This is a genomic window from Saccharopolyspora hirsuta (assembly GCF_008630535.1).
In the GTDB taxonomy this organism is placed as follows: Bacteria; Actinomycetota; Actinomycetes; order Mycobacteriales; family Pseudonocardiaceae; genus Saccharopolyspora; species Saccharopolyspora hirsuta.
Genome location: NZ_VWPH01000007.1, coordinates 168,987 through 186,002, shown reverse-complemented (window position 1 = coordinate 186,002; position 17,016 = coordinate 168,987). Strand labels below are relative to the sequence as shown.

At 72.3% G+C, this 17,016-nt stretch carries 15 protein-coding genes; 12 read left to right on the top strand and 3 right to left on the bottom strand.

Annotation, left to right across the window (positions count from 1 at the left end; all coding sequences use genetic code 11):
* The first annotated feature begins 14 nt into the window (after positions 1-14).
* Positions 15-599 (top strand): Rv1733c family protein, encoded by a 585-nt coding sequence (locus F1721_RS16615; RefSeq protein ID WP_150067608.1) that lies wholly within the window; start codon positions 15-17, stop codon positions 597-599.
* Positions 600-660: 61 nt separating this feature from the next.
* Here F1721_RS16615 and rpmB read toward each other — a convergent pair whose 3' ends face one another.
* On the bottom strand, positions 661-852 hold the full coding sequence (gene rpmB, locus F1721_RS16610; protein WP_150067607.1) for a 50S ribosomal protein L28: 192 nt from the start codon (positions 850-852) through the stop codon (positions 661-663).
* A 279-nt stretch (positions 853-1,131) separates the two neighbouring features.
* Between rpmB and F1721_RS16605 the strand changes: the two genes are divergently transcribed.
* The 6 genes from F1721_RS16605 (at position 1,132) to recG (ending at position 7,836) form a co-directional block, all read left to right on the top strand.
* Positions 1,132-2,691 (top strand): DAK2 domain-containing protein, encoded by a 1,560-nt coding sequence (locus F1721_RS16605; RefSeq protein ID WP_150067606.1) that lies wholly within the window; start codon positions 1,132-1,134, stop codon positions 2,689-2,691.
* Positions 2,692-2,800: 109 nt separating this feature from the next.
* Entirely contained in the window at positions 2,801-3,148 is a 348-nt protein-coding gene (locus F1721_RS16600) for a GntR family transcriptional regulator (protein WP_170301512.1), read from the top strand.
* Between the two features lie 25 nt (positions 3,149-3,173).
* Positions 3,174-4,130, top strand: coding sequence for a DUF1648 domain-containing protein (locus F1721_RS16595; protein WP_150067605.1), 957 nt, complete (start codon positions 3,174-3,176; stop codon positions 4,128-4,130).
* 10 nt (positions 4,131-4,140) lie between these two features.
* Positions 4,141-5,022: a CPBP family intramembrane glutamic endopeptidase gene (locus F1721_RS16590; RefSeq protein ID WP_150067604.1), complete on the top strand. Its 882-nt coding sequence runs from the start codon at positions 4,141-4,143 to the stop codon at positions 5,020-5,022.
* Positions 5,023-5,073: 51 nt separating this feature from the next.
* On the top strand, positions 5,074-5,550 hold the full coding sequence (locus tag F1721_RS16585; protein ID WP_150067603.1) for a hypothetical protein: 477 nt from the start codon (positions 5,074-5,076) through the stop codon (positions 5,548-5,550).
* A gap of 48 nt (positions 5,551-5,598) precedes the next feature.
* Positions 5,599-7,836: an ATP-dependent DNA helicase RecG gene (gene recG, locus F1721_RS16580; protein ID WP_150067602.1), complete on the top strand. Its 2,238-nt coding sequence runs from the start codon at positions 5,599-5,601 to the stop codon at positions 7,834-7,836.
* 84 nt (positions 7,837-7,920) lie between these two features.
* Here recG and F1721_RS34445 read toward each other — a convergent pair whose 3' ends face one another.
* Entirely contained in the window at positions 7,921-8,094 is a 174-nt protein-coding gene (locus F1721_RS34445; protein WP_170301511.1) for a hypothetical protein, read from the bottom strand.
* Positions 8,095-8,499: 405 nt separating this feature from the next.
* On the opposite strand from F1721_RS34445, the gene F1721_RS16575 reads away from it, so the two are divergent.
* Positions 8,500-11,877, top strand: a complete 3,378-nt coding sequence (locus F1721_RS16575) for a pyruvate carboxylase (RefSeq protein ID WP_150067601.1) — start codon at positions 8,500-8,502, stop codon at positions 11,875-11,877.
* A 144-nt stretch (positions 11,878-12,021) separates the two neighbouring features.
* On the opposite strand, the gene F1721_RS16570 is transcribed toward F1721_RS16575, so the two are convergent.
* Positions 12,022-14,076 carry a HelD family protein gene (locus F1721_RS16570; RefSeq protein WP_150067600.1) on the bottom strand — a complete coding sequence of 685 codons (2,055 nt, stop codon included), beginning with the start codon at positions 14,074-14,076 and terminating at the stop codon, positions 12,022-12,024.
* A 169-nt stretch (positions 14,077-14,245) separates the two neighbouring features.
* On the opposite strand from F1721_RS16570, the gene rsmD reads away from it, so the two are divergent.
* From rsmD to F1721_RS16550, 4 genes are all read left to right on the top strand, one after another.
* A complete protein-coding gene (gene rsmD, locus F1721_RS16565; protein ID WP_150067599.1) occupies positions 14,246-14,800 on the top strand; it encodes a 16S rRNA (guanine(966)-N(2))-methyltransferase RsmD in 555 nt (184 codons plus the stop codon).
* Between the two features lie 112 nt (positions 14,801-14,912).
* Positions 14,913-15,395, top strand: a complete 483-nt coding sequence (gene coaD / locus F1721_RS16560) for a pantetheine-phosphate adenylyltransferase (RefSeq protein ID WP_150067598.1) — start codon at positions 14,913-14,915, stop codon at positions 15,393-15,395.
* A gap of 116 nt (positions 15,396-15,511) precedes the next feature.
* Entirely contained in the window at positions 15,512-15,928 is a 417-nt protein-coding gene (locus F1721_RS16555; RefSeq protein WP_150067597.1) for a guanyl-specific ribonuclease, read from the top strand.
* Between the two features lie 221 nt (positions 15,929-16,149).
* Positions 16,150-16,884 carry a DivIVA domain-containing protein gene (locus F1721_RS16550; protein WP_150067596.1) on the top strand — a complete coding sequence of 245 codons (735 nt, stop codon included), beginning with the start codon at positions 16,150-16,152 and terminating at the stop codon, positions 16,882-16,884.
* Positions 16,885-17,016: the final 132 nt, after the last annotated feature.

Below are 17,016 nucleotides of genomic sequence, written 5' to 3'. Positions count from 1 at the left end.
GAAGAAGGCTCGTCATGGGAGCCGACCGGAACACCAGCGGCCTGCGGTGCCTGATCCGCAGGGCATTTCCGGGCGCGAACCCGCTGCGCCGGCGCACCGACCTCTTCGAACCGATCGCGCTGCTGCTCGTCGTGCTGATCGCGGTGGTCACCGCGGTGCTGGCCTTCGCCGCGGCGCAGGGCGAGCTGAACCGCCGCCTCGCCGTGGTCGAGCACGAGCAGCTGAGCAAGCACCAGGTGGTGGTGTCGGTGGTCGCCGAGCTGCCCAGCAGCACGACCACGCACCGCCCGGTCGCGGTGCGCTGGGGGCAGCCGCCCGATGAGCACTTCGCGGTGCTGGACCTCCCGGCCCGCGTCCCGGCCGCCGGCACGCTCCCGGTCTGGCTCGACGAGCGCGGTCAGCTGACCGATCCGCCGCTCACCAGGGGTGAGGCGACGCAGGCGGCAGGGCTGGCCGGAGCGGGGGTCCTGCTCGGCTCGGCCATGTGCACCACGCTGGCGCTGCTCGCCTCCCGCGCTTGGGTCCAGCACCGGAGGCTCGTCGCCTGGGAGGCGGAGTGGGCGAAGGTGGAGCCCCAGTGGCGCAACCACGCTTCTTAGCGCCTGGGCGCAGCAAAAACCCCGAGGTGCTCGACCTCGGGGTTCTTGTGCGCTGTGCGGTTCAGCCGCGAACGACCTTGCCGGCCTTCAGGCACGAGGTGCACGCGTTGATGCGCTTGCGCTGCGAGACACCGATCTTGGCGTGCACGGTCTGAATGTTCGGGTTCCACCGGCGCCGAGTCTTCCGGTGGGAGTGCGAGACCGAGTTGCCGAAGCCTGGTCCCTTGCCGCAGACGTCGCAGACGGCAGCCACGTCAGACACCCCTTACTTTGCTTGACGGTTACAGCGATGAGAGCCACGCAAGCGACCCCCACTTGCGTGAGAGCTTGCTGTTCACCGCCGTTGGCGGCGGCCTGAGCCCGGAGAGGATCCGGTCGCCCTGGGTCATCGCCACCCTGGGACCGGATCAGTGTAGCCCACCGCCGACGCCGCTCGAGGCGGTGGGGGCGCGTCGCTGCGGGTAGCGGCCGGGTCGCCGCGCGGAACCGCTCATCTAGTCTCGGGTGGATCCGATCGTGGGAGGAGGTCCGGTTGTTGCGGACGCTGGATGCGGCGGCGGCCCGGCGCTGGGCGGACCTCGCCCTGGCGGCGCTCGTCGCCGAGCGCGCCGCGATCGACCGGATCAACGTCTACCCGGTCGCCGACGGCGACACCGGCACCAACCTGCTGCAGACGATGCGGGCCGCGGTGGCCGAGCTGGACGCGACCGCCCCGGACACGCTCGGCGGAGTGCTCGGCGCCCTTGCCAAGGGTGCGCTCGGCGGCGCCTGCGGGAACTCCGGGGTGCTGTTCTCGCAGGCCCTGCGCGGCGTGGCCGAGCAGCTCCGGGACGTGACCGCCGCGGACGGGCGCGATCTGCGCGCGGCGCTGGCCCGGGCGGACGAGCTCGCGCGCGAGGCGCTCGCCGACCCGGTCGAGGGCACCGTGCTGTCGGTCCTGCGCGCCGCCGCGCGCGGTGCGGCCGGGGCGGACCGGCTGGACGCGGTGGTGCACGGCGCGACCCGCGCGGCCGTCGACGCCTTGGCCGCGACGCCCGCGCAGCTGGCCGCGCTCTCGGACGCCGGGGTCGTCGATGCCGGTGGGCGGGGGTTCGTGGTGGTGCTCGACGCGCTGCACGCGGTCGTCCGGGACGGCGAGCGGCTGGCCCCGGAGGTGCCGCTGCCCGGCGATTCGGGTGCCCTGGAGCACGAATCGCAGTACGAGTACGAGGTCATGTACCTGCTCGGCGACACCGACCAGGAGCGCGCGGCGGCGCTGCGGGCGGCGTTGTGCGGACTCGGCGACTGCGTGTCGGTGGTCGGTGACGGCGCGGGCGCGTGGGCCGTGCACGTGCACTGCGACGACATCGGCGCGGCGATCGAATCGGGCATCGACAGCGGCCGGGTGCGCAACATCAAGGTGACCCGGTTCGCCGACCAGCGGGCCGCGTTCGCGCGGGACGCCGCGGTGCTGGCCTGCGTGCCCAGCGCGGAGCTGGGGGAGCTGTTCGCGGCGGAGGGCGCCGACGTGCTCGTCGTCGGTCCGGAGCAGGTGGCGGAGCGGTTCGCCGAGGCGGTCGGGACGACCGGTGCGGCGCACGTCGTGGTGCTGCCCAACGACCCGGAGACGGCGGCCCTGGTGGAGCGGGCCGCGGCCGAGGTGATCGACGGCGGGCCGGACGTGGTGGTGGTGCCCACGGCGTCCCCGGTGCAGGGCCTCGCCGCGCTGGCGGTGCACGACGCGACGCGGCGCCGGGCCGACGACCAGGTGGCGATGGCCGAAGCCGCGGCGGCGACCCGGCGCGGCGAGCTGCGCATCGCCGACGCCGAGGCGCTGACCTGGGTCGGGCGCTGCCGACCGGGGGACGTGCTGGGGCTGATCGACGGCGAGGTGGTGCTGATCGGCGACGACGTGCCGACGGCCGCCCAGGACCTCGCGGCGCGCATGCTCAGCACCGGTGGCGAGCTGGTCACCGCGCTGATCCACGCCGAGGCCCCGGCCGGTCTGGCCGAAGGCCTGGCCGACCACCTGCGCCGGTCCCACCCGGAGGTCGAGTTCGCCGAGTACCCGGCGGGCGAACTCGGCGCGCTGCTGCTCCTCGGCGTGGAGTAGCCCGCACCCGGTACATCTCCGCATCTTCGCTGGTCAGGAAGGCCCTTCTAGTCCCCTCGGTCGAGGCGGTCGCGAGTAAGACATGAATGGTGCTAGTCTTATTAGCACCATGTTGCTCTCGTTGGACCTGCACGACGAGCGTCCCCTGCACGAGCAGGCGGCGGACGCCATCCGGCGCGCCATCGCGGCTGGCGAGGTTGAGCCGGGGGACCGGCTGCCGCCCGCGCGGGACCTCGCGGTCGCGATGCAGATCAACGCCAACACCGTGCTCCGCGCGCTGCGCGAGCTGCGGGAGGAGGGGCTGCTGGAGTTCCGGCGCGGGCGCGGCGTCACCGTGCTGCGCCGCCCGGACCCCGAGGCTGCGTTGCGGCAGAAGCTCCGGGAGCTGCTGGCGGAGGCCGGGCGGCACGGCTACCGGCCGGACGACGTCGCCGGGTGGATAGCAGCCGAGAAGTAGGACGGGACGACCTCAGGAGGCCGAGATGACCTACCGCACCCGATTCCTCGCCGCGTCGGGCCTCTGGGCGGTTGCCGTGACCGCGGTGCTGCTCGCCGGGGCCTTGGCCGTGCGGGACCGGGTGCCGGATCCGGTCGCCTCGCACTGGGGGTTCTCCGGCGCTCCCGACGGGTCGATGCCGTTCACCGGTCTGCTGGCGGTCGAGCTGATCACCTGGCTGGTCATCGCGCTGGTCGCGGTGGCCACCGCGGTGCGCGGGGCGCAGCGGCGGGCCGGTCGGGCGACCACCGCGGCGGTCCTCGGCGCCGGTGCGGTGTTCGTCGTCGGCATGTCGGCGCTGACCACGTGGGCGAACCTGGACGCCGCCGACTGGCGGCAGGCGAGCCCGCTGCCGGTCTGGCAGGTGCTCCCGGTGCTGGCCGGGGCCGCGCTCGGCGGTTGGCTCGGCTGGTGGGCGGGCAACCGCGGCCCGGACGCCCGGCCCGAGGGGGACGACGGGGAGGTCGCCGAGCTCGTGCTGAAGCCGGGGCAGCGCGCGGTGTGGGTGTCCTCGGTGCGGAGCCGGACGATGCTGGTCATCGGCGGGGCAGCGGTGCTGTCCTCGGTCGTGCCGCTGCTGGCGCAGGCCTGGGTGGCAGCGGTGGTGTCCGCGCTGGCCGGGGTGGTCGTCTTCGCCCTCTCCTCGGCGCGCGTGCAGGTCGACGAGCGCGGTGTGCACACCTCCTTCGGCCCGCTGCGATGGCCGGTGCGCCGGATCCGGCTCGAGCAGATCGACCGCGCGCGGGTGGAGACCCGGCGCGCGCTGGAGGTCGGCGGCTGGGGCTACCGGGTGCTCCCGAACAGCACCGCGATCATGCTCCGCGGCGGCGAGTGCCTCGCTCTCCGGCTGACCTCCGGCCGCGACTTCTACATCAGCGTCGACCACCCGGAGCGCGGTGCCGAACTGGTCAACGCGCTCATCACCGAACGCTCCGCGCTGTGAGGGGAGTGCCGTGAACCACCGTGACCTGTGGGTGTTCCTGGCCGTGGCGCTGGGCGGTGCGTGGCTGGTCGCCGCGCCGCTGTGGCTCGGCCTCACCAGCTCGATCGCGCTGACCGGCTCCGCGATGATGCTCACGCCGACCCTCGGTGTGCTCGCGGTGCGGCTGCTGGACCGCCGCACGCCCGCCCGCCAGTGGGCGCGGGACACCGGCTTGACCTTCGGACCGCGCCCGGGGCGGACCGTCGCGCTGCTGGTCGCCGCGTGGTTCGGCACTGCCGTGCTCAGCGCGGCCGCCGTTGCGGTGAGCGCTGCGCTCGGGTTGCTCGCGGTTGACCTCGACGGGTTCAGCCTGTTCGCGTCGGCGCTGGGCGGCCTGGACGTGCCGCTCGACGTCGGGGCGCTGGTGGCGATCCAGCTGGCGGCGATGCTCCTGATCGCGCCGCTGATCAACTCCGTGCTGGCATTCGGCGAGGAGTGGGGCTGGCGCGGCTGGCTGCTCCCGGCGCTGGCCGAGCGCGGGACGTGGCCCGCGCTGCTGATCTCCGGGGTGATCTGGGGCGTGTGGCACGCGCCGCTGACCCTGCTCGGCTACAACTACGCCAACCTCGGCCCGTGGGCGGCGCTGATGTTCACCGGCACCTGCGTGCTCTTCGGCATTCTGCTGGGCTGGTTGCGACTTCGCTCCGGCAGCATCTGGCCCGCGGTCGTCGGCCACGGCGCGATCAACGCCTCTGCCGGGCTGCCGATGCTGCTGGGCTCGGCCGAGGAACCGCCGAACCTGGCCCTCGCCGGGCTGACCGGAGTGGTCGGGTGGGTGCTGATGGCGCTGCTGGCCGCGGTCCTGCTGCGGCGGTGGCCGACGGCTCGACCTGAGCCGGTCGCGGCGGCCTGACCTGGGCAGCCGGTACTGTCGTCACCGGTCGAGTTGTTGCGGGAGGGCGGCGTGCGGAGGCGGTACCTCTGGTTCGTGGGTGGCTGGACGCTGCTCGTCGCCCTGCTGATGCTCGCGGTGCCGATGGCGGTGAGCTCCCGGCTGCCCGACCCGATCGCGGTCGAGTGGACGTTCTCCGGGGCGCCGGAGGACTCCAGCCCGCTCCGCGACTTCCTGTTCGGCAAGCTCGTCTGGTGGCTGGTGGTCGCCGCGGTCTGGAGCGTGTTCGGGCTCGGCGGCGTGCTGCAGCGCCGCGGTCTGGCCTGGGCCGGAGCCGCGCTGGGCGTGTTCGGGTCGACGATGCTCGGCACCGTGGTGCTGACCACCGTGGCCAACCTGGACGCGCCGAGCTTCCGAGACGTCGTCGACCCGCCCGGTTCGGGCTGGCTCCTGCTGGCGGGCGCGCTCGCGGGTTGGCTCGGCTGGCGCCTGGGAAGCCGGAGCGCGGAGGTGCCACCGACTGATCGCGGCGTCGGTGCGGTCCGCTAACTTGCGAGTGCCCTGACCGGTGACGACGCGCGCGGCGGAGGACCAGCTGTGACCACATTGGACGCGAAGCTCGACCGGGTGCTCGGCGCCAAGTCCGGCAAAGCGCTCGACTCGGCGCTGGGCCTGGTGACCGTGGGCGACCTGCTGCGCCACTACCCGCGCCGCTACGCCGAGCGCGGCGAGCTGACCGCCATCGCCGGTCTGGAGATCGGCGAGCACGCCACCGTGCTGGCGAAGGTGGAGCGGGTCACCAAGCGGACCATGAAGTCCCGCCGCGGCACCATCGTCGAAGCCCGCATCACCGACGGGCACCGCTCGCTGAGCTGCACCTTCTTCAACCAGGCGTGGCGGGAGCGGGAGCTGCTGCCGGGGCGGCGCGGGATGTTCGCGGGCAAGGTCACCTCCTACCGGCAGCAGCTGCAGCTCGCGCACCCCGAGTACCAGCTGTTCGACGACGAGGCGACCGACCTCGGCTCGGCCGCCGAGGAGTTCGCCGCGGCGCTGATCCCGGTCTACCCGTCGGCGCAGGGCCTGCCGTCGTGGTCCATCGCGCGGTGCGTGTCGCAGGTGCTCGACGTCTGGGACGGCGCCGACGACCCGCTGCCCGCGGAGCTGCGCGACCGGCTCGGGCTGGCCACCCTGGAGTCGGCGCTGCGCAAGATCCACCGCCCGCAGAGCTTCGCCGACGTGGCGACCGCCCAGGAGCGGTTGAAGTGGGACGAGGCGCTGTCGGTGCAGCTGGTGCTGGCCCAGCTGCGCGGTTCGGCCAAGTCGCACCCGGCGCCGGTCTGCCCGCGCCGCGACGACGGCGTGCTGGCCGCGTTCGACCAGCGGATGCCGTTCGAGCTGACCAAGGGCCAGCAGGAGATCGGCGAGCAGATCGCCGCGGACCTGGCCGCCGAGCACCCGATGAACCGCCTGGTGCAGGGCGAGGTCGGCAGCGGCAAGACGGTGGTGGCGCTGCGCGCGATGCTGCAGGCGGTGGACGCCGGTCGGCAGGCGGCGATGCTCGCCCCGACCGAGGTGCTGGCCGCGCAGCACGCCCGCTCGCTGCGGGAACTGCTCGGCGACCTGGCTGCGGCGGGCGAGCTCGGCGCCGCCGAGAAGGCCACCCGGGTGACGCTGCTGACCGGTTCGCTCGGTGCCGCGCAGCGCAAGAAGGCGCTGCTGGAGGCGGCTTCCGGGGAGGCCGGGATCGTGGTCGGCACGCACGCGCTGATCCAGGACCGGGTCTCCTTCGCCGACCTGGGCCTGGTGGTGGTCGACGAGCAGCACCGGTTCGGCGTGGAGCAGCGCGACGCGCTGCGCGCCCGCGGCGGTGAGGAGACCTCGCCGCACGTGCTGGTGATGACCGCGACGCCCATCCCGCGCACGGTCGCGATGACCGTCTACGGCGACCTGGAGACCTCGGCGCTGCGGGAGCTCCCGCAGGGGCGGTCGCCGATCAGCACCAGCGTGGTGCCGGTGGCGGAGAAGCCGACCTGGCTGGAGCGCGCGTGGGCGCGCATCCACGAGGAGGTCGCGGCCGGGCACCAGGTCTACGTGGTGTGCCCGCGGATCGGCGACGACGAGGAGAGCTCGGGCAAGGGCAAGAAGAAGACCCGCAAGGCGGCGGTGGACGACAGCGACGAGGGCGGCGAGGAGCCGCCGCCGGAGGACGGCGAGGAGCGCCGCCCGCCGCTGGCGGTGCTCGACGTCGCCGAGCAGCTCGCGGCGGGCCCGCTCAAGGGCCTGCGGCTGGGCGTGCTGCACGGGCGGCTGCCCACCGACGACAAGGACGCGGTGATGCGCGCCTTCGCCGCCGGTGAGGTGGACGTGCTGGTGGCGACCACGGTGGTCGAGGTCGGCGTGAACGTCCCGAACGCCACGGTGATGGTGATCATGGACGCGGACCGGTTCGGCGTCAGCCAGCTGCACCAGCTGCGCGGCCGGGTCGGCCGGGGCAGCGCGCCGGGCCTGTGCCTGCTGGTCACCGAGGCCGTGGGCGGCACCACCACCCGCGAGCGCCTGGACGCGGTCGCCTCCACCACCGACGGCTTCGAACTGGCCCGCCTGGACCTGGAGCTGCGCCGCGAGGGCGACATCCTCGGCGCGGCCCAGTCCGGCCGCAAGTCCGGCCTGAAGATGCTCTCCCTCCTCCGCGACGAGGACGTGATCGCCCAAGCCCGCGAAGAAGCGGCCCAGGTCATCGCGGCGGACCCCACCCTCCGGAACCACCCGGGCCTGGCCCGCATGGTCGCCGAAGTGGTCGACGAAGACCGGGCGGAATACCTGGAGAAGACCTGACCCGAGGGGGCACTTGGCGTTCGTTGCAAGCAGTGTGCATCGTTGCTGATGCGGACCCGTCCCCATGTACATGGGATCACGGGTCTAGCTTTTTTCGGCGTGCTTGAGGTCAAGCGGTTCAGGGCCGGTGCAGGCGCCAGCCGCAGCGATGTCGAACCACCTCCATGCGTGTGCCTTGGCGGGAATCCGGGCGAGACGCATGTATGCGGCGTAGGCGACGAGATCCGCCATCTGCACCCACTGGCTGTGATACTCCACGTGGTGATCTCATGTGGTGTTGGTTCGGCTGAGGCGTCCGATCCCTACCGCCACCGCAGAAGCCGGCCACTGCTCCGCTCGGGGCTCACGCGTTGTCGGGGTCGGGTCGTACGGGGGCGAGCTTCCGGTTCCGTCCACTGTCCTGCCGTTCCGCCGGGCGTCCATCCTTCGATCCGGGCGCCGATCCTGAACCGCGCCAGAAGCAGGCGCTGAAGAAGAGGTCCGAAATTGCGATCAAGGAAAATTTCGGCGAGTTTCTTTTGGTCCAGACCTTGTGAGATCTCATGGTTTGGGCAGGTCATGAGGCTTTCGAGGTGTCCATCACTCGGGAGGTTCTCCCGGTAGGGGGAATTTTCGCGGTACTGTGCTGGGCACTGACCGACACCCGCCAACCGAGGAGCCGGTATGTTCCGCAAGGTTCTCGTCGCGAACCGCGGTGAGATTGCGATTCGCGCCTTCCGCGCCGCCTACGAGCTGGGCGCGGGCACCGTGGCGGTGTTCCCGCACGAAGACCGCAACTCGCTGCACCGCTTGAAAGCCGATGAGTCCTACGAGATCGGCGAACCCGGCCACCCGGTCCGCGCCTACCTCTCCGTCGAGGAGATCATCAAGGCCGCGCGCCAGGCGGGTGCCGACGCCGTCTACCCCGGCTACGGGTTCCTGTCCGAGAACCCCGAGCTGGCCCGGGCCTGCCGGGAGGCCGGGATCACCTTCGTCGGCCCGAGCCACGAGATCCTGCAGATGACCGGGAACAAGGCGACCGCGGTGGCCGCCGCCCGCGAGGCCGGGGTACCCGTGCTGGACTCCTCGGCGCCCTCCCGCGACATCGAGGAGCTGCTGGCCGCCGCCGGGGAGATGACCTTCCCGGTGTTCGTCAAGGCCGTCGCCGGTGGTGGCGGGCGCGGCATGCGCCGCGTCGACCAGCCGGAGGCGCTGCGCGAGGCGCTGGAAGCCGCGATGCGCGAGGCCGAGTCGGCCTTCGGCGACCCCACGGTGTTCCTGGAGCAGGCCGTGGTCAACCCGCGGCACATCGAGGTGCAGATCCTCGCCGACGCCGCGGGCAACGTGATCCACCTCTACGAGCGGGACTGCTCGGTGCAGCGCCGCCACCAGAAGGTCATCGAGATCGCCCCGGCCCCCAACCTCGACCCGCAGCTGCGGGAGCGGATCTGCGCCGACGCGGTCGCCTTCGCCCGCAAGATCGGCTACGTCAACGCGGGCACCGTGGAGTTCCTGGTCGACGAGCAGGGCCGCCACGTGTTCATCGAGATGAACCCGCGCATCCAGGTCGAGCACACGGTCACCGAGGAGGTCACCGACGCCGACCTGGTGCAGTCGCAGCTGCGCATCGCCGCCGGGGAGACGCTGGAAGACCTCGGCATGACCCAGGACGCGATCCGGCTGCGCGGCGCCGCCCTGCAGTGCCGCATCACCACCGAGGACCCGGCCAACGGGTTCCGCCCGGACACCGGCATGATCAGCGCCTACCGCTCGCCGGGCGGCGCGGGCATCCGGCTCGACGGCGGCACCGCCTTCGCGGGCACCAGCGTCAGCGCGCACTTCGACTCGATGCTGGTCAAGCTGTCCTGCCGGGGCCGGGACTTCGCCACCGCGGTGGCGCGGGCGCGGCGCGCGGTCGCCGAGTTCCGCATCCGCGGGGTGTCCACGAACATCCCGTTCCTGCAGGCCGTGCTGGACGACCCGGACTTCGCCGCGGGCAAGGTCACCACCTCGTTCATCGGCGAGCGCCCGCACCTGCTGACCGCCCGGCACTCCGCCGACCGCGGCACCAGGCTGCTCAACTACCTCGCCGACGTCACCGTCAACCGCCCCAACGGCGAGCGCCCGACCACCCCGGACCCGGTGTTCAAGCTCCCGGCCACCGACCTGTCGGTGGAGCCGCCCGCCGGTTCCAAGCAGAAGCTGGTCGAGCTCGGCCCGGAGGGCTTCGCGCGGTGGCTGCGGGAGTCCAAGGCCGTCGGCGTCACCGACACCACCTTCCGCGACGCCCACCAGTCGCTGCTGGCCACCCGCGTGCGCACCAAGGACCTGCTCGCCGTGGCCCCGCACGTGGCGCGGATGACGCCGGAGCTGCTGTCCCTGGAGTGCTGGGGCGGCGCGACCTACGACGTGGCGCTGCGGTTCCTCGCCGAGGACCCGTGGGAGCGGCTGGCCAAGCTGCGCGAGGCGGTGCCCAACATCTGCCTGCAGATGCTGCTGCGCGGCCGCAACACCGTCGGGTACACGCCCTACCCGACCGAGGTGACCGAGCACTTCGTGCAGGAGGCCACCGACACCGGCATCGACATCTTCCGCATCTTCGACGCGCTCAACGACGTCGAGCAGATGCGCCCGGCCATCGAGGCGGTGCGGGCCACCGGGAAGTCGGTCGCCGAGGTGGCGCTGTGCTACACGGCCGACCTGTCCGACCCGGACGAGCAGCTCTACACGCTGGACTACTACCTGCGGCTGGCCGAGCAGATCGTCGACGCCGGGGCGCACGTGCTGGCCATCAAGGACATGGCCGGGCTGCTGCGCGCACCGGCCGCGGCGAAGCTGGTGACCGCGCTGCGCCGCGAGTTCGACCTGCCGGTGCACCTGCACACCCACGACACGCCGGGCGGCCAGCTGGCCACCTACCTGGCGGCGGTGCAGGCCGGGGTGGACGCGGTGGACGCCGCGACCGCGTCGATGGCGGGCACCACCTCGCAGCCCGCGCTGTCCTCGGTGGTCGCCGCCACCGACTACACCGAGCAGGCCACCGGGCTGGACCTGCAGGCGGTCTGCGACCTGGAGCCGTACTGGGAGTCGGTGCGCAAGATCTACCAGCCGTTCGAGGCGGGGCTGGCCTCGCCGACCGGCCGGGTCTACAAGCACGAGATCCCCGGCGGCCAGCTGTCCAACCTGCGCACCCAGGCGGTGGCGCTCGGTCTCGGCGACAAGTTCGAGGAGATCGAGGCGATGTACGCCGCGGCCGACCGGATCCTGGGCCGGTTGGTCAAGGTCACCCCGTCCTCGAAGGTGGTCGGCGACCTGGCGCTGCACCTGGTCGGCGCCGGGGTGGACCCGTCGGACTTCGAGGCGGACCCGCGCAAGTTCGACATCCCGGACTCGGTGATCGGGTTCCTGCAGGGCGAGCTCGGCGAGCCGCCGGCGGGCTGGCCGGAGCCGTTCCGCACCCGCGCGCTGGAGGGCCGCACCGCCGTCCGCCGCGTCGCGGAGCTGTCCGAAGAGGACCGGGCGGGGCTGGCGAACGACCGCCGCGCCACCCTGAACCGGCTGCTGTTCGCCAAGCCCACCAAGGAGTTCACCGAGCACCGCGAGGCCTACGGCGACACCTCCTTGCTGCGCAGCAAGGACTTCTTCTACGGCCTGCGGCCGGGGGAGGAGTTCCCGGTCGACCTGGAACCGGGCGTGCGGCTGCTCATCGGCCTCGAAGCGATCAGCGAGCCGGACGAGCGCGGCCTGCGCACGGTGATGGCGACGCTGAACGGTCAGCTGCGGCCGATCCAGGTCCGCGACCGCTCGGTGGCCACCGACCTGCCGGTCGCGGAGAAGGCCGACCGGTCCAACCCCGGCCACGTGCCCGCACCGTTCGCCGGTGTGGTGACCCTGTCGGTCGGCGAGGGCGACGCGGTGGAGGCCGGGCAGACCATCGCCACCATCGAAGCGATGAAGATGGAAGCTGCGATCACCGCCCCGTCCGCGGGTCAGGTCAAGCGCCTGGCCATCGGAAAGGTCCAGCAGGTCGAGGGCGGGGACCTGATCATCGAACTCGGCTGACCTGCAACGCGAAAGCGGGCCGTCCCACCGGGGCGGCCCGCTTTGCTTTTCAGGGATGGAACGGGTTCTTCACCAGGAAACGTTGCAGCAGCTGAGTCGCGAGTGCGCATCGGTGTTCCAGGACCGCTGCGCACCCACGACCGCTCACGAGGTCTTCAGGACGGTGAGCAGCTGGGTGGCGCGGCTCAGCGCGACGTAGAGGGCTCGGCGGCCGGTGCTGGACTCCGCCGCGAGGCCGTCCGGGTCGATGACCACCACCGCGTCGTACTCCATGCCCTTGGCCTCCAGGCTGCCGACCACGCGCAGCCGGTCCGCGTCCGCGATGTCCGAAGTGGACAGCCATTCCCGGACCTCGTCGCGGCGGGCCATCGTGGTGATCAGGCCGACGGTGCCCTCCGCGGCGGCCACCAGCTCCGCAGCGGCCGTGCGCACCGCCTCCGGCAGCTGCTCGGCGGACACCTCGCGCACCGACGGCTCGACGCCGGTGGTGCGCACCGCCACCGGCAGGTCGTCCGCGGGCACCAGGTCCCGGACGGCGTCCGCGGCCAGCGCGAAGATCTCCGCCGAGTTCCGGTAGTTGGTGCGCAGCGTGAAGCGGCGGTGCGTGCGCTGCGCGCTCAGCGCCTCCTGCCGAGCGGCCGCCGCCTCCTCGGCGTCCGGCCAGGACGACTGCACCGGGTCGCCCACGATCGTCCAGCTCGCGTGCCGACCGCGGCGGCCCACCATCCGCCACTGCATCGGCGACAGGTCCTGGGACTCGTCGACGACCACGTGCGCGTACTCGTCGTAGTTGACCGCGCGCTGCGGCTGCTCGGCCTCGCCCTCGGTGCGGCGGCGCTTCGGCGGCGGACCGGCCAGCACCCGCAGCTCGTCGATCAGGGCGATGTCGGCGACCGTCCACTCGGTCACCTCGGTCCACGACTTCGCCAGCAGGCCGACCTCCTCGGCCGACAGCAGCCGCCGCGCCGCCTGCGACAACCGCGCCGGGTCGGACAGCCAGCGCAGGACCTGCATCGGGTACACCGGCGGCCACCAGGCGACCAGGAACCGGTGGAACTCGATGCGGTCGCCGATCTCGGTGATCAGCTGGTCGCGGTCGGGCTGGAAGTTCTCGTCGGCCGCCTGCTTCGCCTTCTGCCACAGGGCCTCCAGCAGTGCGTCCGCGGCCCGCATCCGGTTCCGGTTGGGCTGCCCGCCCTTGTTGTGCAGCGAGCGGCGGATCCGCTTCAGCTCGTCGGCCTGCAGCTTGAGCACCGTGCCCCGGTAGAACATCTGCAGCTGCTCGGGGGCGTCCGGCGGGGGCAGCCGCAGCGCGCGCCGCAGCACCTTCACCATCCGCGACGAGCCCTTGATCTCCGCGGTGCGCGGGTCGTCGATCTTGGCCGTGCTGATGCCGTCCAGCACCTCGCCGAGGGCGCGCAGCTCGACGTTGTGCTCGCCCATCGACGGCAGCACCCGCGAGATGTAGGACATGAACACCGGCGACGGGCCGACCACCAGCACTCCCGGTCCGCCGAGCCGCCGCTGGTCGCGGTAGAGGAGGTAGGCGGCGCGGTGCAGCGCGACCGCGGTCTTGCCGGTGCCGGGACCGCCGGTGATCTCGGTGACGCCGCCCTCGGGGGCGCGGATCGCGTCGTCCTGCTCCTTCTGGATGGTCGCGACGATGTTGCGCATCGAGTCGCCGCGCGAGCGGGTCAGCGCCGCCATCAGCGCGCCGTCGCCGATCACCCGCATGTCGGCGGGGGCGCGCTCCGGGTCCAGCAGGTCGTCGGAGAGGTCCACGACCTGCTCGCGGGAGGAGCGGATCACCCGGCGGCGCACCACGTCCAGCGGGTGCTCCGGGGTCGCCTGGTAGAAGGCCGCGGCCAGCGGGGCGCGCCAGTCCACCAGCAGGTTCTCGAACTGCGGGTCGCGGATGCCCAACCGGCCGATGTGCACCGCGTCGCCGTTGGCGAAGTCCAGGCGGCCGAACACCAGCCCCTCGGACTCGGCGTTGAGCGCCTGCAACGTCCGGTTGGCGTGGTGCAGCATCACGTCGCGCTCGTTGAGCGCTTCGGGCGTCGCTTCCCGGCCGTACTCGTAGCTCTTGTCGCGCATCGCCTCGGCTTCGGCGCGCAACTCGTCGAGCCGGGCGTAGACCCGGTCGACGTGCTGCTGCTCGACCGCGATCTCGGCCTGCTTGATGGACGCTTCGGACACCTGTGTCTTTCTCCCCGTCTGGCGCAGTGGGCAGACCAATCAGCGTACGCCCGTGGCGCTGTCGCGCTCTGCGCTCCCGGCAGCTCAGAAGGCGCGGGCACCGGCGTAAAATGACCGCAACCGAGCCCCGCCGGACGGCGCCCCGCCGACCGTGCGCCACGATGGACGGGTGACGCGGATCGTGGCCGGAAGCGTGGGCGGGCGGCGCATCGAGGTGCCCCCGAGAGGCACCAGACCCACCTCGGAGCGGGTGCGGGAAGCCCTGTTCAGCGCGCTGGAATCGGCGATGGAGCTCCCCGGTGCCCGGGTGCTCGACCTCTACGGCGGTTCCGGGGCCCTCGGTCTCGAAGCGCTCTCGCGCGGGGCCGCGCACGCCACCTTCGTCGAATCCGACCGCCGGGCCGCGGGGATGCTGCGCCGCAACGCTGCTGCGCTGGGCTTCCGCGACGTGCACGTGGCGCAGGCGAAGGCCGAGACGCTGCTGAGCACCCCGACCGACCGGCCCTTCGACGTGGTGCTCGCCGACCCGCCGTACGACCTGACCCAGGAGAAGCTGCAGCAGGTCCTGACCGCGCTGGTCGACAACGGCTGGACGGCGCCGGGCAGCCTGGTGGTCGTGGAGCGCGCGGTCCGCAGCGGCGAACCGGACTGGCCCCCGCACCTGCAGCCGCTGCGCACCAAGCGCTACGGCGACACCGCGGTCCACTGGGCCGAGCGCGAGTAGGTCGTGAGTGCGCAACAGCGTTCGAACACCGTTGCGCACGCACGACCACCTGCCGGTGAGGCGCACCACGTCGCCGTGGGGAATCCGCTGGTGGCTGCTAACGTCCGGAGCCATGAGGCGTGCCGTGTGTCCAGGCTCCTACGACCCCGTCACCAACGGTCATCTGGACATCATCGAGCGAGCGTCGAAGCTGTTCGACGAGGTCGTCGTCGCCGTGCTCATCAACAAGAGCAAGAAGAGCCTGTTCTCCGTCGAGGAGCGGCTGGAGATGCTGCGCGAGGTCACCGAGCCGTGGCCGAACGTGCGCATCGACGCCTGGCACGGCCTGCTGGTGGACTACTGCAGGACCAACGGCATCGGCGCGATCGTCAAGGGCCTGCGCGCGGTCAGCGACTTCGACTACGAGCTGCAGATGGCGCAGATGAACCAGCAGCTGTCCGGGGTGGAGACGATGTTCATGTCCACCAACCCGCAGTACAGCTTCCTGGCCAGCTCGCTGGTCAAGGAGGTCGCCACCTACGGCGGCGACGTCTCCGACCTCGTCCCGGCGAAGATCGAGCAGCGCCTCCGCGAGCGCCTCGCCGAGCGGGCCTGAACGCGCGGGCCGGTTGGGCCGTCGGGAGTAACACCCGTCCCACGATGGTGGTGGGGACACTTCGGGTTCACGTCAGTTTCAGCAGGTGATCACGGTCGGCGTCTAGCGTGCGCCGCATGATGCGGATCACGTCGAAGACAGTGCAGCTGCTGCTGGTCGGCCTGCTCGCCGTAGTGGGTCTGGTCGGCTTCCAGACGAGTGCCGTCTCCGCTCCGGTCGCCGTGCAGGCGCCGTGCGGCGACACGTCCGAGTTCCAGAAGGTCAACCTCTCCGAGCTGCCACCGGAGGCCGCCGAGACGGTGGACCTGATCAAGAAGGGCGGCCCGTTCCCGTACCCGCAGGACGGCACGGTGTTCCAGAACCGCGAGGGAATCCTCCCGGACTGCGAGAGCGGCTACTACCACGAGTACACCGTGGAGACCCCCGGCAGCGACGACCGCGGCGCCCGCCGCTTCGTGGTCGGCGAGGGCGGCGAGTACTTCTACACCGAGGACCACTACGAGAGCTTCAAGCTGACCAACATCGACGCCTGAACCGATCTGCGAACGCCTCCCCGGGGAACTGCCGGGGAGGCGTTCCGCGTTTCACCGGTGCGGGTGATCGGCGCTCGGGGCCTTGACACGCGGGTGCCGGATTTCCCCCGCCCCGGTGCCCGGCGCGGGCAGACTGGGGAGCGGAGCGGCCCGTGATCGTCGGTTTCGGGGTGTTCTGAGATGCTTGCCGCTGCGGCGGCTACGACGGCAGGGAGATCAAGGTGTACCGGGTGTTCGAGGCCCTCGACGAGCTGGTCACGATCGTGGAAGAGGCGCGCGGCGTTCCCATGACCTCGGGGTGCGTGGTGCCCCGAGGAGACGTGCTGGAGCTGCTCGACGACGTCCGGGACGCGATCCCGCAGGAACTGGACGACGCCCAGGACGTGCTCGACCACCGCGACGAGGTGGTCTCCACCGCCGAGGCGAAGGCGGACAAGGCCGTCACCGAGGCCCGCAACGAGGCCGAGCGCACCCTCGCCGCCGCCCGCGCGGAGGCCGAGCAGCTGCTCGCCGACGCCCGCGAGCAGGCCGACGAGCTGCTCGCCGAGGCGCGCGGCCAGGCCGAGCAGGCGGTGACCGCGGGCCGCCGCGAGTACGAGGACTACGTCGGACGTGCCCAGTCGGAGGCCGACCGGATGGTGCAGGCCGGTCGGGCCGCCTACGAGCAGTCGGTGCACGAGGGCAAGGCGGAGCAGGCCAGGCTGGTGGCCGACACCGAGGTGGTGCAGGCGGCCAACGCCGAGGCCAAGCGCATCGTCGACGAGGCCAACGAGGACGCCGAGCGCCTGCGCAGCGAGTGCGACGCCTACGTCGACTCCCGCCTCGCGGACTTCGAAGACCTCCTCGGCCGGACCCTGCGCACCGTCGGCAAGGGCCGCCAGCAGCTGCGCAGCCCGGTCGGCGCGCCGTTCGACTACGAGGAGTGGGGTTCGGGCAGCGGGGCGGCGGCGAACTGATCGGCGTCGCAGGGCCTGGTGTCGTCTCCGGTGCCGGGTCGCGTACCCTGGAAAAGCTGGCTTCGGACGGCGTGCCGGTTCGGTACCGGTGCTCGCGTCGTCCGCCGATGCCGCGAACTGCCCGATTGAATT

Excerpts from the sequence above, each read along its gene's own strand:
- F1721_RS16595 (WP_150067605.1), top strand. The coding sequence starts at position 3,174 with ATGACCTACCGCACCCGATTCCTCGCCGCGTCGGGCCTCTGGGCGGTT.
- F1721_RS16555 (WP_150067597.1), top strand. The coding sequence starts at position 15,512 with ATGATGCGGATCACGTCGAAGACAGTGCAGCTGCTGCTGGTCGGCCTG.
- F1721_RS16575 (WP_150067601.1), top strand. The coding sequence starts at position 8,500 with ATGTTCCGCAAGGTTCTCGTCGCGAACCGCGGTGAGATTGCGATTCGC.
- F1721_RS16615 (WP_150067608.1), top strand. The coding sequence starts at position 15 with ATGGGAGCCGACCGGAACACCAGCGGCCTGCGGTGCCTGATCCGCAGG.
- F1721_RS16600 (WP_170301512.1), top strand. The coding sequence starts at position 2,801 with ATGTTGCTCTCGTTGGACCTGCACGACGAGCGTCCCCTGCACGAGCAG.
- coaD (WP_150067598.1), top strand. The coding sequence starts at position 14,913 with ATGAGGCGTGCCGTGTGTCCAGGCTCCTACGACCCCGTCACCAACGGT.